The organism is Nocardia sp. NPDC046763, assembly GCF_040645495.1.
GTDB lineage: Bacteria > Actinomycetota > Actinomycetes > Mycobacteriales > Mycobacteriaceae > Nocardia.
Genome location: NZ_JBEYYI010000004.1, coordinates 281,163 through 303,964, shown reverse-complemented (window position 1 = coordinate 303,964; position 22,802 = coordinate 281,163). Strand labels below are relative to the sequence as shown.

General features: G+C 69.4%; 22 protein-coding genes. 5 read left to right on the top strand and 17 right to left on the bottom strand.

Annotation, left to right across the window (positions count from 1 at the left end):
• Positions 1-510 precede the first annotated feature (510 nt).
• Entirely contained in the window at positions 511-1,908 is a 1,398-nt protein-coding gene (locus ABZ909_RS08730; RefSeq protein ID WP_356997105.1) for an Hsp70 family protein, read from the top strand.
• Positions 1,909-2,130: 222 nt separating this feature from the next.
• Here ABZ909_RS08730 and tsaD read toward each other — a convergent pair whose 3' ends face one another.
• The 6 genes from tsaD to dapA form a co-directional block, all read right to left on the bottom strand.
• Positions 2,131-3,162 carry a tRNA (adenosine(37)-N6)-threonylcarbamoyltransferase complex transferase subunit TsaD gene (gene tsaD / locus ABZ909_RS08725; protein ID WP_356997104.1) on the bottom strand — a complete coding sequence of 344 codons (1,032 nt, stop codon included), beginning with the start codon at positions 3,160-3,162 and terminating at the stop codon, positions 2,131-2,133.
• Positions 3,159-3,668: a ribosomal protein S18-alanine N-acetyltransferase gene (gene rimI / locus ABZ909_RS08720; RefSeq protein ID WP_356997103.1), complete on the bottom strand. Its 510-nt coding sequence runs from the start codon at positions 3,666-3,668 to the stop codon at positions 3,159-3,161. The genes tsaD and rimI overlap by 4 nt, the downstream gene beginning before the upstream one ends.
• Complete coding sequence (gene tsaB / locus ABZ909_RS08715) at positions 3,665-4,375, bottom strand: tRNA (adenosine(37)-N6)-threonylcarbamoyltransferase complex dimerization subunit type 1 TsaB (RefSeq protein WP_356997102.1); 711 nt, start codon at positions 4,373-4,375, stop codon at positions 3,665-3,667. The genes rimI and tsaB overlap by 4 nt, the downstream gene beginning before the upstream one ends.
• A 235-nt stretch (positions 4,376-4,610) precedes the next feature.
• A complete protein-coding gene (tsaE, locus tag ABZ909_RS08710; protein ID WP_356997320.1) occupies positions 4,611-5,042 on the bottom strand; it encodes a tRNA (adenosine(37)-N6)-threonylcarbamoyltransferase complex ATPase subunit type 1 TsaE in 432 nt (143 codons plus the stop codon).
• A gap of 11 nt (positions 5,043-5,053) precedes the next feature.
• Positions 5,054-6,190 (bottom strand): alanine racemase, encoded by a 1,137-nt coding sequence (gene alr / locus ABZ909_RS08705; protein WP_356997101.1) that lies wholly within the window; start codon positions 6,188-6,190, stop codon positions 5,054-5,056.
• Between the two features lie 123 nt (positions 6,191-6,313).
• A complete protein-coding gene (gene dapA, locus ABZ909_RS08700) occupies positions 6,314-7,243 on the bottom strand; it encodes a 4-hydroxy-tetrahydrodipicolinate synthase (RefSeq protein WP_356997100.1) in 930 nt (309 codons plus the stop codon).
• A gap of 70 nt (positions 7,244-7,313) precedes the next feature.
• Here dapA and ABZ909_RS08695 point away from each other — a divergent pair, with 70 nt between their 5' ends.
• Positions 7,314-8,189 carry a LysR substrate-binding domain-containing protein gene (locus ABZ909_RS08695; RefSeq protein WP_356997099.1) on the top strand — a complete coding sequence of 292 codons (876 nt, stop codon included), beginning with the start codon at positions 7,314-7,316 and terminating at the stop codon, positions 8,187-8,189.
• A gap of 91 nt (positions 8,190-8,280) precedes the next feature.
• On the opposite strand, the gene ABZ909_RS08690 is transcribed toward ABZ909_RS08695, so the two are convergent.
• Complete coding sequence (locus ABZ909_RS08690; RefSeq protein WP_356997318.1) at positions 8,281-9,813, bottom strand: NAD(P)H-hydrate dehydratase; 1,533 nt, start codon at positions 9,811-9,813, stop codon at positions 8,281-8,283.
• A gap of 132 nt (positions 9,814-9,945) precedes the next feature.
• Between ABZ909_RS08690 and ABZ909_RS08685 the strand changes: the two genes are divergently transcribed.
• Complete coding sequence (locus ABZ909_RS08685; protein WP_356997098.1) at positions 9,946-10,380, top strand: plastocyanin/azurin family copper-binding protein; 435 nt, start codon at positions 9,946-9,948, stop codon at positions 10,378-10,380.
• Positions 10,381-10,388: 8 nt separating this feature from the next.
• Here the strand turns inward: ABZ909_RS08685 and glmS are convergent, their stop codons facing one another.
• Entirely contained in the window at positions 10,389-12,257 is a 1,869-nt protein-coding gene (gene glmS, locus ABZ909_RS08680; RefSeq protein WP_356997097.1) for a glutamine--fructose-6-phosphate transaminase (isomerizing), read from the bottom strand.
• A 173-nt stretch (positions 12,258-12,430) separates the two neighbouring features.
• Here glmS and ABZ909_RS08675 point away from each other — a divergent pair, with 173 nt between their 5' ends.
• Complete coding sequence (locus tag ABZ909_RS08675) at positions 12,431-13,294, top strand: dienelactone hydrolase family protein (RefSeq protein WP_356997096.1); 864 nt, start codon at positions 12,431-12,433, stop codon at positions 13,292-13,294.
• Positions 13,295-13,458: 164 nt separating this feature from the next.
• On the opposite strand, the gene ABZ909_RS08670 is transcribed toward ABZ909_RS08675, so the two are convergent.
• The 6 genes from ABZ909_RS08670 to ABZ909_RS08645 all read right to left on the bottom strand — a co-directional run bounded on the left by ABZ909_RS08670 (position 13,459) and on the right by ABZ909_RS08645 (position 18,368).
• Positions 13,459-14,661, bottom strand: coding sequence for an FAD-dependent monooxygenase (locus ABZ909_RS08670; protein WP_356997095.1), 1,203 nt, complete (start codon positions 14,659-14,661; stop codon positions 13,459-13,461).
• Positions 14,658-15,131, bottom strand: a complete 474-nt coding sequence (locus ABZ909_RS08665) for a helix-turn-helix domain-containing protein (protein WP_356997094.1) — start codon at positions 15,129-15,131, stop codon at positions 14,658-14,660. Before ABZ909_RS08665 ends, ABZ909_RS08670 begins: the two co-directional genes overlap by 4 nt.
• A gap of 282 nt (positions 15,132-15,413) precedes the next feature.
• A complete protein-coding gene (locus ABZ909_RS08660) occupies positions 15,414-17,381 on the bottom strand; it encodes a hypothetical protein (RefSeq protein ID WP_356997093.1) in 1,968 nt (655 codons plus the stop codon).
• Positions 17,378-17,698: a hypothetical protein gene (locus ABZ909_RS08655; RefSeq protein ID WP_356997092.1), complete on the bottom strand. Its 321-nt coding sequence runs from the start codon at positions 17,696-17,698 to the stop codon at positions 17,378-17,380. The genes ABZ909_RS08660 and ABZ909_RS08655 overlap by 4 nt, the downstream gene beginning before the upstream one ends.
• Before the next feature lie 46 nt (positions 17,699-17,744).
• On the bottom strand, positions 17,745-18,056 hold the full coding sequence (locus tag ABZ909_RS08650) for a DUF6802 family protein (RefSeq protein WP_356997091.1): 312 nt from the start codon (positions 18,054-18,056) through the stop codon (positions 17,745-17,747).
• 105 nt (positions 18,057-18,161) lie between these two features.
• A complete protein-coding gene (locus tag ABZ909_RS08645) occupies positions 18,162-18,368 on the bottom strand; it encodes a PspC domain-containing protein (protein ID WP_356997090.1) in 207 nt (68 codons plus the stop codon).
• 117 nt (positions 18,369-18,485) lie between these two features.
• Between ABZ909_RS08645 and ABZ909_RS08640 the strand changes: the two genes are divergently transcribed.
• A complete protein-coding gene (locus ABZ909_RS08640) occupies positions 18,486-20,129 on the top strand; it encodes an ABC-F family ATP-binding cassette domain-containing protein (RefSeq protein ID WP_356997089.1) in 1,644 nt (547 codons plus the stop codon).
• A 49-nt stretch (positions 20,130-20,178) separates the two neighbouring features.
• Here the strand turns inward: ABZ909_RS08640 and glmM are convergent, their stop codons facing one another.
• The 3 genes from glmM to rplM all read right to left on the bottom strand — a co-directional run bounded on the left by glmM (position 20,179) and on the right by rplM (position 22,671).
• Positions 20,179-21,555: a phosphoglucosamine mutase gene (gene glmM, locus ABZ909_RS08635; RefSeq protein ID WP_356997088.1), complete on the bottom strand. Its 1,377-nt coding sequence runs from the start codon at positions 21,553-21,555 to the stop codon at positions 20,179-20,181.
• Between the two features lie 163 nt (positions 21,556-21,718).
• Positions 21,719-22,180, bottom strand: a complete 462-nt coding sequence (gene rpsI / locus ABZ909_RS08630) for a 30S ribosomal protein S9 (RefSeq protein WP_356997316.1) — start codon at positions 22,178-22,180, stop codon at positions 21,719-21,721.
• Between the two features lie 47 nt (positions 22,181-22,227).
• Positions 22,228-22,671 carry a 50S ribosomal protein L13 gene (gene rplM / locus ABZ909_RS08625; protein WP_326309446.1) on the bottom strand — a complete coding sequence of 148 codons (444 nt, stop codon included), beginning with the start codon at positions 22,669-22,671 and terminating at the stop codon, positions 22,228-22,230.
• Positions 22,672-22,802: the final 131 nt, after the last annotated feature.

Sequence of the window (22,802 nt, the reverse complement as noted above, 5' to 3'; positions counted from 1 at the left end):
CCCGCGCCGGGAGCGGAAACGGGAGCGAACGACTCAATAGACCTACGCCCTGGAGGAGCGGAGGAGGAAAGGCCGAGGTACCGGCTCCATAGACCTGCGCCTTGGGCCGCGAACCCGCGCGGAGCGAAGCGGAGGGCAAATTGAACACGACTCGCCGACACGACGGCCCGGGAATCTGAGGTCTTCCAAAGAAATCCGAAAATCTGTAACGTTCGGATAACGGATTGTGACACCATTGACGTCGGCCACGCGACGAGACCGAATCGGTCCCGCCACGTGCACCGTCGAGAGTTTCACAACTGCTTCACCCCGCCGACCGCGTGGCAACGCTGCGCGCGGGCTCGAGAAGAGAGCAAGACCGCAAGTGATCAGTGGCAGGTCCGGATGCCCCATCGGGCAAGGGCCCGCCGCGATCCGAAGCTCGGAGACGTCCGCCACCCGTTGGGCGCGTCCGGAGTCCGTTCGAGATGGTCGCCTCCACCCGGACCATCCGCTCGAAGGGAGGTGAACATGCGAACATCCCTCGGTATCTCCGCCGGGAGCGAGGTGGTGTGCTCGGCGACGGTCGTCACCGCACCCAACGGCGCCCAGAACTTCGACTACCGGGTCGTGACGGCCGATACCGCCCACTCCGACCTCGGTGATCTGGTGGCGTCCTCGATCGAATTGATGACCACCCAGATTCCGCGCGACAGCGTGCATCCGGTCGGCGCCCATCCGGTCGCCCGCGGCAACGGCCACCGCGAGCCCGGCTCGGCCCCGCCCGGTGACATCGCGGTCGCCTACCGGGACCGGGAGCAGGCCCAGATCATCCGCTCGGCGATCGGCCGGCAGCGGCACGGCGTACAGCTCATCCCGGAGAGCACCGCGGCCCTGGCCTATCTGCGGCACACCGGCCTGCTGGACCGCTGGAACACGGTGGCGATCATCGACATCGGGGCAACCGGCACCACGGTCACCGTGGCCGACCACGCTGACGACACCGTGCTGCGCACCGAGCGCACCACCGCCATCAGCGGCAACGCCATCGACGAGCTGATCCTGCGGCACCTGCTGGACTGCCACCTGTCCCGCCGCGGCATCCGCCCCAACCGGGGCATTCTGCTCAACCGCAGCCGCGCCGCCAAGGAGCACCTGTCGGTGGTTCCGGCGGTCACCATCGACCACGTGGCCGGGCAGCCGCTCAAGCTGACCCGGGTGGACTTCGAGGAGATCGTCGCCGACCTGCTACGCGAGTTGGCGGTATTCGCGCGCGCCGTGTTCGCACGCGCCCCGAAGTTCCCGGAGGCGGTCGCCGTGATCGGCGGCGGCGCCAATGTGCCGATCATGGTGGTGGGGCTGGAGCGCCAGCTCGACGTGCCGGTCGTCACCGTGCCGGAGCCGGAGGCCGCGATCGCGAAAGGCGCGGCGCTGGTGGCGGATTCGACCACGCCGAGCAGCGCCTTCCCGGTGATCGGCCTAGGCTCGGACGCGTCGATCGGCACCTTCACCAAGGTGGCGGGCACGCTCGCCGGCGCGATCGTGGTGGTCGGTCTGATCGTCGGGTACGGGGTCAAGGAATTCGTCGTGCCCGAGCCGCAGAACACCCACTACTCGCCCTCCACGACCGGCCCGCAGCAGTCGGTCCCACAGACCACCCCGTCGACGGGTCCGTCGGGCAGCTCCACCACGACCACCCAGCGCCGCACCACGGCCGCCGTTCCGTTGCCCCTGACCGGTTCGGCCGGCGGAGCCCCCGTCGCGCCCAGCAGCACCGCCCAGCAGCCGCCGCTGCGCCCGGATCCCGACCTACCCCAGATCCCGTTCCCAGCGGATCTCTCCCGCCTGCTCGGCCCGCTGCTCGGCACCACTCTGCCGCCGGCCGAATCGGAGCCGCATATCTCGGTCACGCCCGCGCACGCCCACTGATTCGGGCTCCGCGAACGGCGGTGGCACACTCCCCCGCCTCCCCGAGACTTCAGCGGCCACTTGAAACCGTTGACGGTCGCGTACCCGTGCCGGCGGTTGGGTGCCGAACCGAGTTCGGACGTACCCGATGAGTTACCCCGAGCGTTACGAAATCAGTTGCCGCCTCGGCATTCGCCAGCCCGCTCACGACCTGTTGCAGGCGGCATTCACAGGTGGCTGGATTCACAGGTGGCTGGTGGAGACGGGGAGCCCAGGGTCGGTGGCGACGGTGAGTTCGGAAGGCTCTGCGCCACCGGCGATCACGTGGGCGCCGAGGGTGGCGATCATGACGCCGTTGTCGGTGCACAGGCGCGGCTTGGGGACGCGCAGGGTGATACCGGCTGCGGTGCAGCGTTCTTCGGCCATCGAGCGGATGCGGGAGTTGGCGGTCGCGCCGCCGCCCAGCACCAGGGTGTCGACGCCGGTGTCCTGGACCGCGCGCACCGCCTTCATGGTGAGCACATCCGCCACGGCCTCCTGGAAGGACGCGGCGATATCCGGGATGGGCAGCTCGCGGCCTTCCCGTTGCGCCGTTTCGACATAGCGGGCGACGGCGGTCTTCAGGCCGGAGAAGGAGAAGTCGTACCGCGGGTCGCGGGGGCCGGCCATGCCGCGCGGGAAGGCGATGGCGTTCGGATCGCCCTCGGTGGCAATGGAATCCAGCACCGGCCCGCCCGGGTAGCCGAGGCCGAGCAGGCGGGCCACCTTGTCGAAGGCCTCGCCCGCGGCGTCGTCGACCGTGCTGCCCAATTCGGTGATGGGGTGGGCGAGATCGGTGACCTGCAGCAGGTGGGTGTGCCCGCCGGACACGAGCAGCGCGACCGCCGGGGGCATGGGACCGTGTTCGAGGGTGTCCACGGCCACGTGCCCGCCCAGGTGGTTGAGCGCGTAGAACGGGATATCCCAGGCCGCCGCATAGGCTTTCGCCGCCGCGACGCCCACCAGCAGCGCGCCCGCGAGACCGGGGCCGATGGTGACGGCGAGGGCGTCCGGCTTGCTGATGCCGGCCGTGGCCAGCGCCCGGCGCATGGCGGGCACGATGGCCTCGAGGTGTGCGCGGGAGGCGATCTCGGGCACCACGCCGCCGAAGCGGGCGTGCTGGTCCACGCTGGAGGCGACCTCGTCGGCGAGCAGTTCGCAGCTGCCGTCGGGCCGTCGGCGCACGATGCCGACTCCCGTTTCGTCGCAGGAGCTTTCGATACCCATGACGATCATGACGAGACCTCGGCGTCGGTGGTGAATCCGTCCTGCGGGAAGCCGGCCATGGCGGGTCGCCGCATGGTGTACGCGTCGGCCCCGCTGGGCTGGTAGTAGTTCTTGCGCAACCCGATGATGTGGAAGCCGTGCTTCTCGTACAGCGTGATGGCGGGCGCGTTGTCGGTGCGGACCTCGAGGAACACCGGCCCGCCGCGGCGGCCGGCCTCCAGCAGCAGCGCCTCCAACAGCAAAGTGCCGATACCGCGCCGGTGCTCGGCGGGATCGACGCCGATGGTGTGGACCTCGGCCTCGGGATGTTCGGCGGTGCCGAGCAGTGCGATGCCCGCATAGCCGATCATGCGGCCGTCGGAGTCGCGCGCGGTGATGTAGCGGTTGTGCGGTCCGGCCAGCTCCGACAGGAACGAAACCTCGTGCCAGGGATCGTCCTCCGGGAACAGCACCTGCTCGAGTTCGGCACAGCGGGAGACGTCGGCAGGCCGCATCGGTTCGATGCGGATGGTCATCGGCCCACCTGCGCGTAACTCTTCTCGACGGCATCGGGGCGGCGCAGATACAGCGGCACCAGCGGCGCGGGCACGACGCCGGCCAGAATCTCGGCGGCGGCGCAACGCACCAGACCCGCCGGGGACGGCGTCTCGACCGGCAGCACCGGCAGATCGAAATAGTCGACGTGCGAAGCGGATCCGGCGATCACGGTGGCGGCGGCCTGATCCAGATCGGCGGGCTTGCTGACCTCGGGCCCCTCGGACCGCGTCAGCGTCCGGCCCCCGGCCGCGGTGCGGTAGCGCGCCCAGTAAACCTCGCGCCGGCGGGCGTCGGTGACGACCAGCAGCTCGATCGGGTCGGCGCTCTCGCGCAGATAGCTCTCGGTGTCGGCAGCGATGGCGTCCAGGCTGCACACCCCATACACCGGAACGCCCAGTGCGTCACCGAAGGCGGCCGCGGTGGCCATGCCGACGCGCAGTCCGGTGAACGGTCCTGGCCCGACACCGGCCACGACAGCGGCGATATCGGCACGGGAACGCCCGGATCCGGCAAGGCAGGCCAGGATCTGCGGGGTCAGCACCTCGTTGTGCGCGCGAGCGTCCACGGTCACCTTGGCGGTGATCGTGGTGATCTGCGGTGCGTTCGACCCGGGTTGCGCCGGTTCCAGTTCCACCAGTCCCGCTGTGACGGCGGGGGTCGCGGTGTCGACAGCCAATATCAGCATGATTGTCTTTACGATACTGGTCTAATTGCCTCCGCTTCGCTCCGGCGGGGTTCGCGGCCCTGGAGGTCTCGTTCTTCCCTCCCTCCGCTCCTCCAAGGCGCAGGTCTATGGAGCCGTTCGCTCCCGTGTCCGCTCCCAGCGCGGGGAGGCGGAGCGCAGTCCAGAACGAGACGGGCCGCGAACCTCATCGCAATGGCCTCGGGCTGTGACACTCGGCACAATCAAAACCGCGAAGTCATTTTCCCGACACCCACTCCCATTCGGCGGTGCGCACGTCGGACTCGGGTTCGCGGCGCAGCTGCACGCGCAGATGGCGATCGGCCAGGTGTTCGGCCACGCCCAGACCCCATTCGACCACCACCACGGCGTGGTCGAGATCGGTGTCCAGATCGAGGGCGTCGAGTTCGTCGAGGTCACCGCCGAGCCGGTAGGCGTCCACGTGCACGAGCGCCACCGCACCCGGGTGGGTTCCGGCGCGGTGCTGGCGGGCGATGATGAAACTCGGTGAGCTGACGCGTCCTTCGACACCCAGCCCGGCGGCGATGCCGCGGGTGAGCGCGGTCTTACCCGCGCCCAGCGGGCCGTCGAGGATGACCAGATCCCCGGCCTGCAGCTGTTCGGCGAGCTCGCGGCCCAGCGCCTCGGTGTCCTCGACGGTGGCGAGCATGCGGTGATCGGTCACCGGTCACCGCCGACGTGGGTACGGACCACGCGGCCGCGGGGGTAGCAGACGATCTCGTAGTTGATGGTGCCGAGCGTGTCGGCCCACTCCTGGGCGTGCGGGTGACCGGGCTCACCACCGAACAGCACCGCGGTGTCGCCCGCCCGGACCCCGGCTTCGTTCTCGCCCAGGTCCACCACGATCTGGTCCATGCACACCCGGCCGATCTGCGGGTAGCGGACGCCGCCCAGCGCCACCGAGAATCGGCCGCCCAGCAGGCGTGGCACGCCATCGGCGTAGCCGGCCGGAACGAGGGCGACCGTGGTGTCGCGGTCGGCGATCCACTCGTGGCCGTAGGACACGCCCTCCCCCGCCGCGACCCGCTTCACCCGGAGCACCCTGGCGCGGAAGGTCATGGCCGGGCGCAGGTCGAAATCGGATAGCTCCGGGATCGGCGACAGGCCGTACACGGCGATGCCGGGGCGCACCATGTCGAAGGCGAGGTCCGGACGGGTCAGTGCGGCAGCGGAATTCGCCAGGTGCGCCAGTTCCGGCTGCAGGCCGTGCTCCTTGGCGGTGGCGATGAATTCCAGGAACCGTTCGCGCTGCATGTCATTGACCGGATGCTGCGGCTCGTCGGCGAGCGCGAGGTGGGAGAAGATGGCGCGGAAGCGCACCGTCTCCTCGGCGACCAGCCGCCCGAGCAGGTCGAGCACCTCGGGGAATTCGGCGGTGGGGATGCCGTTGCGGTTGAGCCCGGTGTCCACCTTCAGACTCACGGTGGCGGTCCGGCCGAGCTGCCGCGCCGCCTGTGCTACACCCTCGAGCTGCGTGAGCGCGGAGACGCCGATTTCGATATCGGCGGCGATGGCACTCGCGTAGTCGGCGTCGGAGGTGTTGAGCCAGCACAGGATCGGTGCGGTGATCCCCGCGGCCCGCAGCTCCACCGCCTCGCCCACCGTGGTGGTGCCGAGTTCCCGCGCGCCCGCCGCCAGGGCCGCCTGCGCCACCTCGACCGCACCGTGGTTGTACCCGTCCGCCTTGATCACGACCATGACCGCGGCGTCTCCGGCGTGCTCGGCCAGGATTCGCACATTGTGGGCAATGGCATCCAGGTCGACGACGATCTCCACCTGCGGGTCGGGCTTCTTCACGCCCTCGATACTGCCACGCTCCGCTGCCGCTCCGAACCTTCAGCGGGCGGCTGAGAGCCGTTGACCGTCGCGCACCCGTGCCGGCGGTTGGGTACCGAACCGATTTCGGACGTACCCGGCAAGTTACCCGGCCCTTACGAGATCAGTTGTCACCTTCGCAGCGGCGATCGCCGCCGCCACGTCAGCGGCGATCGCCGCCGCCGCGGCGGACAACGACCCATCGCTTGCCGGGAGCAGCGGAAGCCGGACTGCCGAGGAGGGGATGCGGCCCTGGGCGGCCAGAACCGCCTTCACCACAACGGGATTGGGTTCGGTGAACAGGGCGGCGGCCAGCGGAGCCAGGCGGTTGCCGAGTTCGCGGCCGGATGCCAGTTCGCCCTTGCGCCAGGCGGCGATCAGGTCGGCGTAGGCGGCGGGGGCGACATTGGCGCAGGCGAGAATCGCGCCCGACGCACCCAGGGCGAGCAGTGGGGCGGCATACAGATCGTCGCCCGCGAGCACGGATGTGTGGTCGGGCAGGCGGGACATGAAGGCGATCGTGGTGTCGTCGATGCCGCCCGCGGTGTATTTGAAGCCCGCGACATTCGGCAGTTCGGCCAGGCGGAGCAGGGTGTCGGCACCGAGGGTCAGGGCCGTGCGGTATGGGATGTGGTAGATGAGCAGCGGCACGGGGCTGGCGGCGGCGAGGGTCCGGAAGTGTTCCACCACACCGGCTTCCGAGGGCCGCGTGTAATAGGGAACGACCGCGAGGGCGGCGGTGGCGCGCGGGTCCAGTGCGGTGAGGGAGCGGGCGGAGTCGATGGTCGCGTTGGAGCCCGCGCCGATGATGAGGGCGGCGGCGCGCTCGCGGCAGACGTTGGCGCAGATGTCGATGACCCGGGCCTGCTCGTCCGCGGTCAGGGTGGCGGGTTCTCCGGTGGTGCCGAGCGCGACCAGGCCCGCCGCGCCCGCGTCGAGGACCTCGTGGGCGAGGGCTTCCAGGGCGTCGGCGGCCAGGTCGCCATCGGCGGTGAAGGGTGTGACCAAGGGCACGTACAGGCCGGTGAATGTCATGTGACCAGCGTGATCGATACCGGGCTTCAGGTCTATTTCACGTTTCTTCGCCCGAGCATAAGATCAGCTGATGCTGGATGTACGCCGTCTGCGCCTGCTCCGCGAGCTCGCGCACCGCCAGACCATCGCCGCGGTCGCCGAAGCCCTGACCTACACGCCGTCGGCGGTGTCCCAGCAGCTCACCGCGCTGGAACGGGAGGCCGGGGTGCCGCTGCTGGAACGCACCGGGCGCAGCGTCACCCTGACGCCGGCCGCGCTGCGGCTGGTCGAGCACACCGAGACCATTCTGGCCGTGCTGGAACAGGCCACCGCCGAACTCGCCTCGGCCCGAACCGAACTCACCGGCACCCTGCGCATCGGCGCATTCCCGACCGCCGTACACGCCATCCTCTCCCCCGCGCTGGTGTCGCTGAGCCGAGACCATCCGCGGCTGGAACTGCTTGTCACCGAACTGGATCCGGCCGCCGCCCCTGCCGCCCTCCGGGCCGGGACCCTGGATATCGCGCTGCTGCAGGAGTACGACTACGTTCCCCTCGCACCCGAACCCGGCCTCGACACCGAGCCGCTGTTCGAGGAAACCATCCACCTGGCCGCCCGCGAACCCGGACCGCTTGCCGCACAGGCCGATTCGCCGTGGATCGCGGGCACGCCAGGGACCCTCTGCTATGAGATGACCGTCCGAGCCTGTCTCGCCGCCGGATTCACCCCGCGTATCCGCCACCACGCCGACGACTTCGGCACCGTGCTGGCGCTCGTCGCCGCGGGCCAGGGCGTGGCACTCGTCCCGGATCTGGGCGCGCTCTCGACACCCCCGGGCGTCACCCTCACCGCGCTGCCGACCCGCCGCCGCACCCACCTCGCCTACCGCAGCGGCACCGGTGCCCATCCGATCGTCACGGCCGCGCGTACCGCACTCCGCGCGGCCGCTACCAGTACTCGCGAGTGAAATCCTCCGGATAGAACAGCGCGGCGCCGACGAGCAGGACGAGCTGGAACCGGATCAGCCACACCCCGGGCGCATGCGCGGCCGCCAGGGATCAGGAGGCGAGCTCCCGGAGCGTGCCGATGGCCGCGCGGACGTGGGAGAGCAAGGGGGAAGCCGAGATCGGGGCCCCGGCGGAAGTAGCGGCGTGGGCGGCGAGGTTGGCGGCGAGAGAGTGGGCGCGGGCGGCGGCCGCGGCTGCCCAGGACGGGTCCAGCCCACGGGCCAGCAAGGCGGCGATGATGCCGGAGAGGACGTCACCGGAACCGGCCGTGGCGGCCCAGGAGCCACCGGCCTCATTGACGAAGACCGGGACGCCGGGGCCCGCGACGAGGGTGGCGCGACCCTTCAAAAGCACTGTGACCTGCCAGGATTCGGCGAGTTTGCGTACCGCCGCGACGCGGTCGGAGCCGGGTTCGGAGCCGGTCAGGCGGGCGAATTCGCCGGCGTGGGGCGTCACGACGGTCGGGGCGGCGCGGCCGGTCACCAGACCGGGGTCGGCGGCGAGCAGGGTGAGGCCGTCGGCGTCCACCACCACGGGCAGGTCGGTGGCCAGGATCTCGGCCAGCCGGTCGCGGGCGGCGGAGTCGGTGCCCGCGCCCGGGCCGAAGACCCAGGACTGGACCCGTCCGGTCGCGGAAATGGTCTCGGCGGCAATCACTTCCGGGAAGTGGGCGAGGACCTGTTCCGCGCCGGTGCCCGCGTAGCGCACCATGCCCGAGGTGGCGGCGACCGCGCCGCCCGTGCACAGCACGGCCGCGCCCGGATAGGTGCCGCTGCCCGCGCAGACGCCGGTGACGCCCTGTGTGTACTTGTCGTCCGAGGGACCGGGGACCGGCCAGCCTGCGCCGACCGCCCGCGGTTCCAGCGCGATCAGATTCGCCTCGGGCAGTCGTAATCCGATGGGCACCAGCTCGATTCGGCCGCAGTGCGGTGCGGCGAGCGCGTGCACCGGCTTGCAGGCGCCGAAGGTGACGGTGACGTCCGCGCGGACGGCCGGACCGGTCACGGCTCCGGTGTCGCAATCGACGCCGGAGGGGAGGTCGGCGGCGATGATCGGACAGCGCACGCCCGCAACCAGTTCGGCCGCCACCGGGCGCAACGGGCCACGACCGGAGATGCCGACAATCCCGTCCACCACCAGATCCGGCGCACCGAGCAGCTGACCGACCCGGTAGGGCACGGCGGTGCTGGTGTAGACGTGTTGCAGCAGCCCGAGCCGGCGCGGATCCGTTTCCCGCAGTTCCTCCACGGTGGCGGAGACGGCGAGAATCCGCCCGCCCGCCCGACGCAAGGCCGCCAGGCCGGCCGCGTGGGCGCGCTCCGGTACCAGCAGGATCGCCCGCACCGCGACCCCGCGCCGCCGCAGGAACGAGCCCGCCCACAGCGCGTCGCCGCCATTGTCGCCCGACCCGACCAGCAGGGTCACCGCACGACCGGCCACACCCCCGGTACGTTCCCGCAGTTCCCGCGCCACCACGTCGGCGAGGCCGAAGGCGGCCCGCCGCATGGGCATTCCCTCGGGAACCCTGGTGAACAGCTCGGCCTCCGCGGTCCGGACCTCGTCGGCCGTGTAGTACCCGCGCACCGCCGGTGCGGTCATGGTCGCCTCCCGGATGTGATTGCCTGCGTTGAAGGAGACTACGCCTGGCGAATCGCGGCGCAGGTCAGCGCGGTGCCCGCGCATGGCGCGCTATCGCCGGGTACTAACCTGGCTGGCATGTCGATCCGTCGCCAGTCGTCTTCGCGTGTCCTGCTTCTCGTCGCCGTCGTCGCCGTCGTGGCCGGAGCGCTGATGGCCGGTGGCTGCTCGTCGGAAAGCTCGAAGAGCGGGGCCACCTCGACAACGGCTGCTCCGGCCGCTTCCGCGACGGTCACCTCGACCGGTCCGGCGGTTGCCGCCGCGGTGACCGTCGACGTGAAGGACATGAAGTTCTCCCCGGCCGACATCACCGTCAAGGCTGGGGACACCGTGACCTGGAAGTTCGACGACCGCGCCCCGCACGCCGTGCAGGGCATCGGCGATGTCGCACTCGGCATCAACAGCCCGATCATCCACAAGGGCGAGTGGAGCCACACCTTCACCACGCCCGGCACCTACCGCTATCTGTGCCCGCTGCACCCGGACATGAAGGGCACGGTCACCGTCCAGTAGCCGCGCGGCTATTCGACCGTGACGGACTTGGCCAGGTTGCGCGGCTTGTCGACGTCGTAGCCGCGGGCCTGCGCCACCTCGGCGGCGAAGATCTGCAGCGGAACCGTCGACAGCAGCGGCTGGTACAGCGTTGGGGCCGACGGGATTTCGATCAGGTGGTCGGCGAACGGGCGCACGGTGTCATCGCCCTCCTCGGCGATGACGATGGTGCGCGCGCCGCGAGCCTGGATCTCCCGGATATTGCTGAGCAGCTTGGAGTGCAGCACCGCGCGGCCCTTCGGGGAGGGCATGACCACGAAGACCGGCAGCCCGTCCTCGATGAGGGCGATCGGGCCGTGCTTGAGCTCGCCCGCCGCGAAACCCTCGGCGTGCATGTACGCCAGTTCCTTGAGCTTCAGCGCGCCCTCCAGGGCGACCGGGTAGCCGACGTGGCGGCCCAGGAACAACACGGTCGGCACATGCGCGAACCGGCGGGCGATCTCCCGCACGCGGTCGGCCGACTCCAGCACCTGGGCAACGAGTTTCGGCATGGACTCCAGTTCGGCGAACTCGCGCGCCACCTCGTCCGGATACTTGGTGCCGCGCGCCTGCGCCAACGCCAGGCCGACCAGATAGTTGGCGGTGATCTGGGCCAGGAACGCCTTGGTCGAGGCCACGCCGATCTCCGGGCCGGTGCGGGTGTAGAGCACGGCATCGGATTCGCGCGGGATCTGCGCGCCATTGGTATTGCAGATGGCCAGGACTCGCGCCTTCTGCTCCTTCGCGTGACGCACGGCCTCCAGCGTGTCGGCGGTCTCGCCGGACTGCGAGATGGCGACCACCAGGGTGGAACGGTCCAGAACCGGGTCACGGTAACGGAATTCGCTGGCCAGCTCGACCTCCACGGGCAGCCGGGTCCAGTGCTCGATGGCGTACTTGGCCAGCAGGCCCGCGTGATACGAACTGCCGCAGGCGACCACGAAGACCTTGTCGAACTCGCGCAGCTCCTGATCGGCCAGCCGCTGCTCGTCGAGAATGATCCGGCCGCCCGCGTAGTGGCCGATCAGGGTGTCGGCGACGCCGGCGGGCTGCTCCTGGATCTCCTTGAGCATGAAGTAGTCGTGGCCGCCCTTCTCGGCGGCGGCCAGATCCCAGTCGATGGTGAACGGACGGAACCGGACGCCGTCGGTCGCGCCGGTGAAATCGGTGACCCGGTAGCCGTCGGCGGTGATGACCACGGCCTGGTCCTGGCCGAGTTCGACTGCCTCCCGGGTGTGTTCGATGAAAGCGGTCACATCGGACGCGATGAACATCTCGCCCTGGCCGACACCTACCACCAGCGGGGTGGAACGGCGGGCGGCCACTATGGTGCCCGGGTGGTCGGCGTGCGAGAAGACCAGGGTGAACGCGCCCTCGAGACGGCACACCACCGCGAGCGCGGAGGCGACGAAATCACCCGCGGTGTCCCCGGCCGCGTAGGCGCGGGCCACCAGGTGCACCGCCACCTCGGTGTCGGTGTCGCTGCTCAGCTCGACGCCCGCAGCCTCCAGTTCGCGGCGCAGCGGGGCGAAGTTCTCGATGATGCCGTTGTGCACCACCGCGACCCGGCCCGTGCCATCGCGATGCGGGTGGGCGTTGCGATCGGTCGGCGCGCCGTGCGTGGCCCAGCGGGTGTGGCCCATGCCCGTCGATCCGGCGAAACGGTCCCGCCCCGTCTCGGCGAGCTCCGCCTCCAGATTGGCCAGGCGCCCGGCCTTGCGCTCCACCGCGAGACCGCCCGAGCCGTTCAGGATCGCCACTCCCGCAGAGTCGTAACCTCGATATTCCATGCGGCGCAACGCATCGACCACCACGCCGAGCGCATCCCGGTACCCCACATACCCCACGATTCCGCACATGGCCCCCTAGCCTAACGGGGTAGGCGCGCCGGACGAAGCTGTGTCCAATCTGCCCTCCGCTTCGCTCCCCCCTCCAAGCGCGGGTATGCGGAGCGCAGTCCAGAATCGAGACGGCCGCGAGCCTTTGGGTGGGGTCAAAGCATCTCGTCGGAATTCCAGCTAAGTTCTACACCGTGTCGGCGTCTGTGAAATCGCTCCTGAGCACTCTGACCCTGCGTGGCCCGCACGAGGTGCTGCGCGGGAATCTCGGCATCGCCGGGCTGCCCGGCGTGGTGTACACACCGGGGAAGGGACTCAATCTGCCCGCGGTGGCGTTCGGGCACGGGTGGCTGACCGGAGTCGGCAACTACCGCAGGCTGCTGGAGCATCTGGCCTCCTGGGGCTATGTCGCCGCGGCGCCCGATACCGAGCGCGGACCCATCCCCTCGCACCTGAACCTCGCGACGGATCTGCTGACCACCCTCGACATCTGCGCCGGGGTGCGGCTGGGCGCGGGCAATGTCAGCGTCGATCCGAAGCGGCTGACCCTGGCCGGACACGGCATGGGCGCGGGCGCGGCCGTCATCGCCGCCTCCCAGCGCGACGTCGCCGCCGTCGCGGCGCTGTACCCGTCCCCCACCGCGCCCTCCGCCGAGGCCCTGGCCCCCAAGATCGACGCCCCGGCCCTGATCCTGGCCGGCGCCACCGATATCGACTCGGTCAGCTCCGATGCCATCCCGCTGGCCGCCGCCTGGGGCGACGGCGCGATCCTGCGTTCGCTCGACAAGGCCGGGCACAACGGCATGATCGAGGGCCGCCGCGCCCTGGCCGCCCTCGGCGCCGGCAAACACGAACCCAGAACCGAACGCCTCACCCGAGCCCTCCTCGTCGGCTACCTCAACTACACCGTCCTCGGCGACAAGAAGTACAAGCCCTTCGCCGACCCGGAAGCCGCCCTGCCCCACACCCAGCTCGTGGACCCCAACGCCATCGAGGAAGAGCCCGAGCAGCCCCAGAAACTCCCTGTCCTCCAACTCATCCAAGCCCTGCGCAAGTAACCCGCTCCTCGCACGGATATCCCGCAACCCCCTTGACCATGTGGACGCTGTGGCCCATGACGATCGCCGGACGCAGGCCCGAATGGCAGGCCCCGTCACGGAGTTAGCGGTCTGCGGCGCATCGCACCTCGCCGCTCCGGAACGTAATCTGTTCGGCGGCAACGTCATTCACGGTTGACCGGCGTGGAGTGGTGTGAGTCGAGGACGGGTGGGGTCCAGTCCCATAGGGGAGCAGACTTACGGGCAGCGACGGCAGCGCCGGCCATCTGAGTGAGCCGGGTCATGAGCCCATACGTGAGCGGGTTGGTGGACAGACTGATTTTCGGGTCCTGGCGAGCCAGGCGTTGTACCCGTTGGCTACGGGGTCGGCGGAGTCGGTCGTAATGCGCCAGGGCGGTGGGGATGTCGGTATCGCCCGAGAGCTGCGCAGCGAGCACCGTCGCGTCTTCGAATGCCTGGCAGGCGCCCTGGGCGAGGAATGGAGTCATGGCATGGGCGGCATCGCCGAGCAGCACCACCCGATTGCGGGTGTAGGTGTCCAGCGGATCCAGGTCGTAAATATCGTGCCGTAGTACCGATTCCGGTGGTGTCGCATCCAGCAGGGCGGGTATCGGGTCGTGCCAATCGCCGATCCGGTGGCGGATCTCGGCGAGATCGTCGTCGTATCGGGTGTCGGGCCGGTCCTGGCGGACCGTGAGGAACCAGAACACGCGCTGTCCGGGCAATGGGTGGGCGCCGAATCGCGCACCACGACCCCAGGTCTGGAATCCGTCGACCGGCCACACCGACCCCGGTGTGGAGACGCCGCGCCAGCACAGGACACGCTGGAAGACCGGCCCGGAAGCATTCGGGAAGACCGATCGGCGGACCACACTGTGAATCCCGTCGGCTCCGACGACCATGTCGGCCGTGACCTGCCCTTGACCATCCGGCGTGCGGTAGGAGACGACGCCCCCGCTGTCGGATTGCTCGATACCGGTGACTTCGGCTGCGGCGCGCACACATTCGGCAGGAAGGTGCGCAAGCAGTGCGTCGTGCAGATCGGCGCGATGGTTGGCCAGCAGCGCCGTGTCGCGTCCCGGGCGGAATCGCATGAGATAGCTACCGGCGGGTGTGCGCAATGTCGCTCCCGCCTGCGTCGGCACCGACACGGCGCGCAACTCGTCGCCGACGCCCAGCGCGTCCGCCGCTCGCACGGCATTGGGTGCGAACGACCAGCCGGCCCCGATCTCGTGAAGATCGGGGCGTCGTTCCAGCACGGTGACCGACCACCCTGCCCGCCGCAGCCCGATCGCGGCGGCGAGTCCGCCGATACCGCCGCCGGCCACTATCGCCGTCCGCTCATAGCGAGTCGATGAGGTCGTCACTTTTCGTCCTTTCGGAATGGAAGAGGTTCCTCGGTGAGACGCTTGGTCATCCAGTCGTAGACCTCATATGCGGTCCGCAGTCGCCGGACACGGGTGGTGTCGGTCCCCGCCAATTCCATTCCGGCGGCGGCGACATCGCGGAATGCCGCCAGGCTGGCCACGCGCCGCCGAACCACGGTTTCCCAGGCGTCGTCGTCCATCCGGTAATAGTTGGTGCGCTCGCCGGGTTTCGTGCGTCGCCGTATGAAACCGGCGTCGGTCAGTACCCGCATATTGGTCGCAAGCGACGCCCGGCTCGCACCGACCGCCGCCGCAATCTGCTCAGCCGACTGCTCCGCCGGATCGCAGATCATCAACCACCCCAGGATCCGACCCGCGATGGGCGGCACCCCGTACTCCGCGGTGCAGAACATCGCCACCTGCTCGACCCACTCCAACACCCGTTCACGCTCGGAATCCGACCTACTCATCCCACCGTCCTCTCATGTTCTTCTAGCTATTTCAGTATATACTGAATCTTCCAGAAGAAGATAGTGCTGCGTACACGGGAGGCGATACAGGTTCGAACTGCGGAAACGCATTGCCCCAGAGGTCGTCTCGCAAACGCTGGTCCGTGGACATCGCCGCTCACGGGCTCGCATCAGATGCGACTCCTCGCGTCGGATGCGAGTGGCTGGGGGCGACTCCGCGTCTCGTGCTCAGTGACTACGCCGAACTTCGTTGAAACTTCGGCGACTACTACCGGGACCCCATTACGGCGCGAGAGGTTCGGTGGTCTCAGGGATTTCGAGACCTTCCTCCGGGATCTCCATCGGCGCACCCGGCTCCGCCGACCAGGGCGTCGCGGCGGTGAGTGGCGCGTCGGACCCGGGTTGACCCGTAGCTGTTGACGGCACGGGGTTATCGAGCGGGTGCGCGGGCACGGGCGGTGGGTCTGTCGGCGCGGGCGAGGTCGACGGCACGCAACCGCCCGCAGCCTGGTCCGGGGTGCAATCGGGGGTGGACGGCTGGGTGCAGTCCGGCAGGACATCGTCCTCGGCGGCGTGTGGCGGGGCCGGAACCTCCGGCGGCGCAGCCTGATCCGGGGTGTGATCGGGGCAGGGGTTCGGTGGAGCGATCGGCGGGTCGGGAACTGTGCAGGTACGGGGTACGCAGTTCGGGTGGAGAGGTTGGTCCGGGGTGGGTCCAACCTCGCTGGGGTCTATGGGCTGGGTGTTTTTCGGCGTACCCGGCGTTCCGCCGCCGCTCCCTGTAGCGGGTGGGTCCGGGGTCGTGTTGGCATCACCGGTGGGAGCGGTGGGGGTGTGGGCCGGATCGTCGGTGGCGAGGACGGGGATGCCGTTCTGATCGAAAGACAGCGTGTAGGTGTGGGTTCGGCCGGATTCGTCGGTCGCAGTGAGGATCAGGTCACCGGAAGGCGTGCGGTCGAGGACGAAATGCTTTTCGGCCAGGTCGAATTCGAGTCGATCGCGCGGGAGTGCTTGGCCCTCCGGGTGATCCGTGTCGGGCTTGGGCTCGTTTGCAGCCTCGGATTCACCGGGCGATGGCGACGTCTGGCCGGCCAGGGAGCCGAGCTTCTCCACGGCGGCGGAAATACCCTGTTGGAGGCCGGTTTCGAGTTGGGAGAGGGCGTCTTTCAGAGTCCTGCTGAACTGGCCGGATCGCGGCTGGGCCTGCTCCGGGAATGCTCCGGTTCCGGCGTCCGTCGATCCCAGGGCGCCACCGGACTCCGCACCACCGGGATCCGCGACGCCGGCCGGTTGCGTCTCGGCGGCCGGTGCGTTGGAACCCGCTCGGCCGGGCAAGGATTCCGGCGGGACGGCCGTCGGCTGGGCTCGATCCGGAGACTGCGGCTGGGTCGGGTCGGATGTGGTTGCCCCACCAGAAGGGGGCGGGTATCCAGGCGGGACGACCGGCTGCGGCAGCTGAGGGTGCGATGTCGGCGGCGTTGCCGCTGGGTACGACTGGGGCGCTGGAAGAGGCTGGGGCGTAGGAATACTCGGGGCCGGGCTCTCCTCGGGCTCGGGCAGCAGCGCCTGGGCGGGTTGCGGGTAGGGATGGTCGATGACCTGGGCCAGGGCCGTGATGATGGTGCGGTAGTGGGATTCGAAGGTCTCGTTGGTGGTGGCGCAGGCAGCGGTGAAGGCCGCGAGTTTGTGATCGACGTCGGCGCGGAACGTACCGGTGAGCCAGGGGTCGATGGGGTCGAGAGCTTCGATATCGTCCGGGGTCTTGCCGTCGATGGCGAGGCGGCCTTCGCCGTCCGGGGTGGGTTCGAGCAGGGCGAGGGTGTGTTCGGCCTTGGTGAGGACTGATTCGCGGAGCGGGTCCAGGGCGGCGGCGATGGTGGTAGAGGCGGTGCGAATGGTGTCGAGATCGTCGCGGGCCTGGCGCAGTTGGGAATTCACGATGGTGAGCGCCTCGGTGCCGGTGGCGCCGGTCCAGGCGGTGGGCAGGGTTTGCGCGACAGCCTGATGCGACGACCAACGCGACTCGGCGTCCGTGAGCACTCTGTCCAGTTCGGTTCGGGCGGTATCGAATTCGATGAGATCCGCGCCTCGCTGCTCGTCGTAGCGGGCATAGAGGTCGGCGTGGCCGAGCCCCTCCGGCGCGCCGAATACCTTGGTGTACAGGGGCAGAAAGTGTTCCCAGTACTGGAGTCCGGGCGCACCGTAATCGAGAATCTGGTCGACGCTCTTGCCGGCGGGGTCGAAGCTCATCGGCCCACCCTCGTGAGCGCGGTCGCGTGTTCACGGTCCAGGCGCGTGTATTCGGTGGCGGCGCGGTCGAATACCTCGGCGGAGGCGGAGGCGGCCGCGCCCCAGTAGCGCAGGCAGGCGGCCGCGCGCTCGAAGCCCTGGCGCACGGCTATGCCCTGCGCGGAATAGTTGCGCCCGGCTTCGTCCCTGCCGATACCGAAGGCGTGATCGCCGACCGTACGGGCATGCCGCCCAAGGGCCGCCGCATTGTCGCGCAAGGTGGTGGCCCCGTCGCGCAGGGCCGCGATGCGCACGCCGAAATCGCCCGATTCACTCATTGGTCCCCCTCGAATCGCGATGCCGTGAAAACCCCCGCCGCCCCGGCTATGTGCCGCCGAGGTGTCCTACGTCCATGCGCACCCACTCGGTGGTGCCGTCCGGATTGTGGTGGAACTCCCAGGCCGAGAAGTCCCCGCCGCTGTCCACCACGGTCACATGATCGGCGTAGCCGTCGTGATCCAGATCCGTCCACACCTGCATGGCGTGATCGGTGTTGGTGGTCACGGTGTCCAGCAGGCCGTCACCGTCGAGATCCTGCGTGGGGTGCGATAACTCGACCGCGCCGAGCCCGCCGAGTTCCGTGTGCGCGTCGAGATCAGGCAGCTCCAGTCCGGGCAGATCACCCGATGTGACCATGGTGTGCACTCCTTCGCTGTGACGTGGCTCTCATCCTGTCACTTTGCCGAGGCACCCGCATCACCCTCGATCACGAATGTGGACAACTCGCGGCCTGTGGACAACTCACTGCTTCGGGATCACGATCCACAGCGCGATGTAGATGAGGAACTGCGGGCCGGGCAGCAGACAGGACAGCACGAACAGGGCGCGGATGAGGTTCGCGTTCCAGCCGAAGTACTGGGCGAGGCCGCCGCACACGCCGCCGATCCACTTGTCGGTGCCGGAGCGGGTCAGGCGCTTGGGGGCCGGAGTCGGAAACTGTGTCGTCATGTCTCCCACTGTGCCCAGCTCGATCTCGGCGCACATCGGTCGCTCGCCCCGATACGACCCTGAACTTTCCGAGGGCCGGAGTCAGGGTGCCACCCCGAACACGGCAGAATCGCCCTGGTGAGCACCACTCTGCATGCGCGCGGCCTGGCCGCCGGACACGGTGAGCGGATCCTGTTCTCCGACCTGGACCTGATCCTCGCCCCGGGCGATGTGATCGGGCTGGTCGGGGTGAACGGGGCCGGGAAGTCCACCCTGCTGCGCATGCTCGCCGACGGTCACACCCCCGAGGGCGAGATCGTGCTGAGCCCGCCCGACGCCACCGTCGGTTACCTGGCCCAGGAACCCGAGCGCCTGGCCGGCGAGACCGTGCTCGAATTCCTACGCCGCCGTACCGGTGTGGCCGCCGCCCAGCAGCTCATGGATGCCGCCGCCGAACGCCTCGCCGACGGCGGCGACGACGAGTACTCCCCCGCCCTGGAGCGCTGGCTCGCCCTCGGCGGTGCGGACCTCGAGCAGCGCGCCGACGAGGTGGCCGCCGATCTCGGCCTGGCCGAGAGCCTCCCGCACGGCCTGGACACCCCCATGACCGTGCTCTCCGGCGGTCAGGCCGCGCGTGCCGGGTTGGCCTCGGTCCTGTTGTCGCGCTTCGACATCCTGCTGCTCGACGAGCCGACCAATGATCTGGATCTCGACGGCCTGGCCCGGCTCGAGCAGTTCGTGACCGGCGTCCGCGAGCCCCTCATGGTGATCAGCCACGACCGGGAGTTCCTGGCGCGCACCGTGAATCGCATCGTGGAACTCGATCTGGCCCAGCAGCAGGTCGGCGTCTACGACGGCAGTTACGAGTCCTATCTGGAGGAGCGGGCGATCGCGCGCCGACACGCGCGCGAGGCCTACGACGAGTACGCCGACACCAGGTCCGGTCTGGAAGCGCGCGCCACCATGCAGCGCAACTGGATGGAACACGGTGTCCGCAATGCCCGGCGCAAATCGAAGGCGGACTCAGACAAGATGGGCCGCAAGGCCCGCGCGGAATCCACCGAGAAGCAGGCCGCCAAGGTCAAGCAAACCGTCAAACGCATCGAACGCCTGGACACGGTGGAGGAACCGCGCAAGGAGTGGGAGCTGCGCATGTCCATCGCCGCCGCCCCGCGCAGCGGCTCGGTGGTGGCGACCGTGTCGGGCGCGACCGTGAGCCGTGGCGACTTCACCCTCGGACCGGTGACGGTGCAGGTGGATTGGGGCGACCGCATCGTGCTGACGGGCGCCAACGGTTCCGGCAAGTCCACGCTGCTGTCCCTGCTGCTCGGAAAGACGAAGCCGGACAGCGGATCCTCCGCCCTCGGCTCGGGTGTCGCCATCGGTGAGGTCGATCAGGCGCGCGGCCTCTTCCGCGGAACCGCCACCCTGGCCGACACTTTCAGCGCCCAGGTGCCCGACTGGAACGAGTCCGACGTCCGCACCCTGCTCGCCAAGTTCGGCCTGCGCGGCCCACATGTGCTGCGCTCCAACGACACTCTCTCCCCGGGCGAGCGCACCCGCGCCGCACTGGCCCTGCTCCAGGCCCGCGGCGTGAACCTGCTCGTCCTGGACGAGCCCACCAACCATCTGGACCTGCCCGCCATCGAGCAGCTGGAACAGGCCGTCGAATCCTTCGAGGGCACAGTCCTCCTGGTCACTCACGACCGTCGCATGCTCGACAACGTCCGGGCCACCCGCCGCTGGCACATGGATGGCGGGCAGCTCACCGAAACGCTCTGACCCCGTTCTCCCGGCGTGCGATTCGGCATGCCGGGACGACAGGGGCTACTCAGACGGCGGCGACCAGCTTGGCGAGATTGTCGGCCAGGTGCTGCGCCTGGGTGGGGTCGGTCGCCTCCACCATGACGCGGACCAGCTGTTCGGTTCCGCTGGGGCGCAGCAGGATTCGGCCGGTGTCGCCCAGCAGGCGCTCGGCTTCGGCGACGGCTTCCAGCACCGACGGCGCGGTCGCGACCGCCGCCTTGTCGGAGACCGGGACGTTCACCAGCACCTGCGGGACGGTCTGCACGATGCTCGCCAACTCCGCCAGGCCCCGGCCGGTTTCGGCCATCCGAGCCATCAGCTTCAGGCCGGTCAGGACGCCGTCGCCGGTGGTGCCGAAGCGGGGGAAGACCACGTGGCCGGACTGCTCACCGCCCAGGGTGTAGCCGCCCGCACGCAGATCCTCCAGGACGTAACGGTCGCCGACGGCGGTGGTGCGCATGGTGATTCCGGCCTCGCGCATGGCGATGTGCAGGCCGAGATTGCTCATGACGGTGGCGACCAGCGTGTTCTGTACCAGGTCGCCGGAGTCCCGCATGGCCAGGGCGAGGATGGCCATGATGGCGTCGCCGTCGACCACGGCGCCGGTGGCGTCCACGGCCAGGCAGCGGTCGGCGTCGCCGTCGTGAGCGAGGCCCAGATCCGCGCCGTGCTCGCGGACAGCGCGCTGGACCTGCTCCAGATGCGTGGAGCCACAGCCGTCATTGATGTTCAGGCCGTCGGGTTCGGCATTGATGGCGATGACCGTCGCGCCCGCCTCGCGGTAGGCGGTGGGCCCGACCTCGGAGGCCGCGCCGTTCGCACAGTCCACCACCACGGCGAGCCCGCGCAGATCGCGGCCGGTGGCCTGGACCAGGTGCTCGACGTAGCGCTCGTGGGTGCCTTCCAGGCTGAAGCGGTCGTGCACGTCGTAGACGTGCCCGCCGAGTCCGGGCCGGCCGAGCACCCGCCCGATCGCGGCCCCGGTGGGGCGAGTGAAGGCGCCCTCGGCGACGAGCGCCTCGATGCGGTCCTCGATGGTGTCGTCCAGCTTGTGCCCACCCGCGGCGAAGATCTTGATGCCGTTGTCCGGCATGGGGTTGTGCGAGGCGGAGATCATGACGCCCAGGCAGGCGTCGTACAGGCCGGTCAGGTAGGCGACGGCGGGCGTCGGCAGCACGCCGACCGACAGCACGTCGACACCGGCGGCGGTGAGTCCCGCGGTGACGGCGGCCTCCAGCATCTCGCCGCTGGCGCGGGGGTCGCGGCCGACGACGGCCAGCGCGCGCTTCTTCCCCCGACTCAGAACCTGAGCGGCGGCGGCAGAAACCTGCAGCGCCAGTTCCGGACTCAAAGAATCGTTGGCGAGCCCGCGCACCCCATCGGTGCCGAACAAACGTCCCATTACCTCAACACCCCTGCCGGTTCGGTCGATACAGCACGAGAGCAGGCGCCCAGCCAGTCCGAAAACTGTTGCGGGGAGCCTGCTCTCGTACAGGTTGCCGTGTAGACCGTACCGTGCCCGGCCCCCGGAAGGACCGGGCACGGTAGAGCCCGACGGCGCAATATCAGCGCTTCGAGTACTGAGGCGCCTTGCGGGCCTTCTTGAGGCCGTACTTCTTACGCTCGGTGGCACGCGGGTCACGGGTCAGGAAGCCGGCACGCTTCAGGGCGGGACGGTCCTCCGGGGTGACCTCGATGAGGGCACGCGCGATGGCGAGGCGCAGGGCGCCGGCCTGACCGGACGGGCCGCCGCCGACCAGGCGGGCGTGCACGTCGAAGGTCTCGGTGCGCTCGACGGTGACCAGCGGGGACTTCACCAGCTGCTGGTGCACCTTGTTCGGGAAGTAATCCTCGATGGTGCGGCCATTCAGCACGAAGTTGCCGGAACCCGGCACCAGGCGCACGCGGACCACGGCCTCCTTGCGGCGGCCGACAGTCTGAACCGGACGGTCGATGACGACCGGGGCAACGAAGGTCTCGGTGTACTCGGCCTCGGCCTCGTAGCCACCCTCGTCGACGACCTCCACGGCGGTGTCCTCGACGACGTAGTCGTCGTTGAATTCCTCAGGAGCGGTCACTGGGCCACCTGCTTGATCTCGAAGGGGATGGGCTGCTGGGCGGCGTGCGGGTGGTTCGGGCCCGCGTAGACCTTCAGCTTGCGAATGATCTGGTTGCCCAGCTTGTTCTTCGGGATCATGCCCTTGACGGCACGCTCGACCAGACGGTCGGGGCGGGTGTCCAGGATCTGGCCCACGGTACGACCCTTCAGACCACCGGGGTGGCCGGAGTGGGTGTAGAGGACCTTGTCCTCGCGCTTGTTGCCGGAGACGGCGACCTTGTCCGCGTTGATGATGATGACGAAGTCGCCACCATCCACGTTCGGGGCGTAGGTCGGCTTGGTCTTGCCGCGCAGCAGGTTGGCAGCCTGCACGGAAAGACGGCCGAGCACTACGTCAGTGGCGTCGATGACGTACCACTTGCGGGTCACGTCACCGCCCTTGGGGCTGTACGTAGGCACAGTGCATCCCTGTCTGTCGTAGGTTTTGCCAGCCAAGCGTGAGGTCGAGCTGATTCCCGGCGGCCGGTGGAGACCCGGGGCTCGCGCGACAACCGGTTGCCCGGCCGTACCGCACGCCAACGAGCCACCTT

What these genes read in the sequence shown, in the direction of transcription:
- ABZ909_RS08730 (WP_356997105.1), top strand. Translation starts at nt 511, where the DNA reads ATGCGAACATCCCTCGGTATCTCCGCCGGGAGCGAGGTGGTGTGCTCG.
- tsaD (WP_356997104.1), bottom strand. Translation starts at nt 3,162, where the DNA reads ATGATCGTCATGGGTATCGAAAGCTCCTGCGACGAAACGGGAGTCGGC.
- rimI (WP_356997103.1), bottom strand. Translation starts at nt 3,668, where the DNA reads ATGACCATCCGCATCGAACCGATGCGGCCTGCCGACGTCTCCCGCTGT.
- tsaB (WP_356997102.1), bottom strand. Translation starts at nt 4,375, where the DNA reads ATGCTGATATTGGCTGTCGACACCGCGACCCCCGCCGTCACAGCGGGA.
- tsaE (WP_356997320.1), bottom strand. Translation starts at nt 5,042, where the DNA reads ATGCTCGCCACCGTCGAGGACACCGAGGCGCTGGGCCGCGAGCTCGCC.
- dapA (WP_356997100.1), bottom strand. Translation starts at nt 7,243, where the DNA reads ATGACATTCACCGGCCTGTACGTGCCCTTGGTCACACCCTTCACCGCC.
- ABZ909_RS08695 (WP_356997099.1), top strand. Translation starts at nt 7,314, where the DNA reads ATGCTGGATGTACGCCGTCTGCGCCTGCTCCGCGAGCTCGCGCACCGC.
- ABZ909_RS08685 (WP_356997098.1), top strand. Translation starts at nt 9,946, where the DNA reads ATGTCGATCCGTCGCCAGTCGTCTTCGCGTGTCCTGCTTCTCGTCGCC.
- glmS (WP_356997097.1), bottom strand. Translation starts at nt 12,257, where the DNA reads ATGTGCGGAATCGTGGGGTATGTGGGGTACCGGGATGCGCTCGGCGTG.
- ABZ909_RS08665 (WP_356997094.1), bottom strand. Translation starts at nt 15,131, where the DNA reads ATGAGTAGGTCGGATTCCGAGCGTGAACGGGTGTTGGAGTGGGTCGAG.
- ABZ909_RS08660 (WP_356997093.1), bottom strand. Translation starts at nt 17,381, where the DNA reads ATGAGCTTCGACCCCGCCGGCAAGAGCGTCGACCAGATTCTCGATTAC.
- ABZ909_RS08655 (WP_356997092.1), bottom strand. Translation starts at nt 17,698, where the DNA reads ATGAGTGAATCGGGCGATTTCGGCGTGCGCATCGCGGCCCTGCGCGAC.
- ABZ909_RS08650 (WP_356997091.1), bottom strand. Translation starts at nt 18,056, where the DNA reads ATGGTCACATCGGGTGATCTGCCCGGACTGGAGCTGCCTGATCTCGAC.
- ABZ909_RS08645 (WP_356997090.1), bottom strand. Translation starts at nt 18,368, where the DNA reads ATGACGACACAGTTTCCGACTCCGGCCCCCAAGCGCCTGACCCGCTCC.
- glmM (WP_356997088.1), bottom strand. Translation starts at nt 21,555, where the DNA reads ATGGGACGTTTGTTCGGCACCGATGGGGTGCGCGGGCTCGCCAACGAT.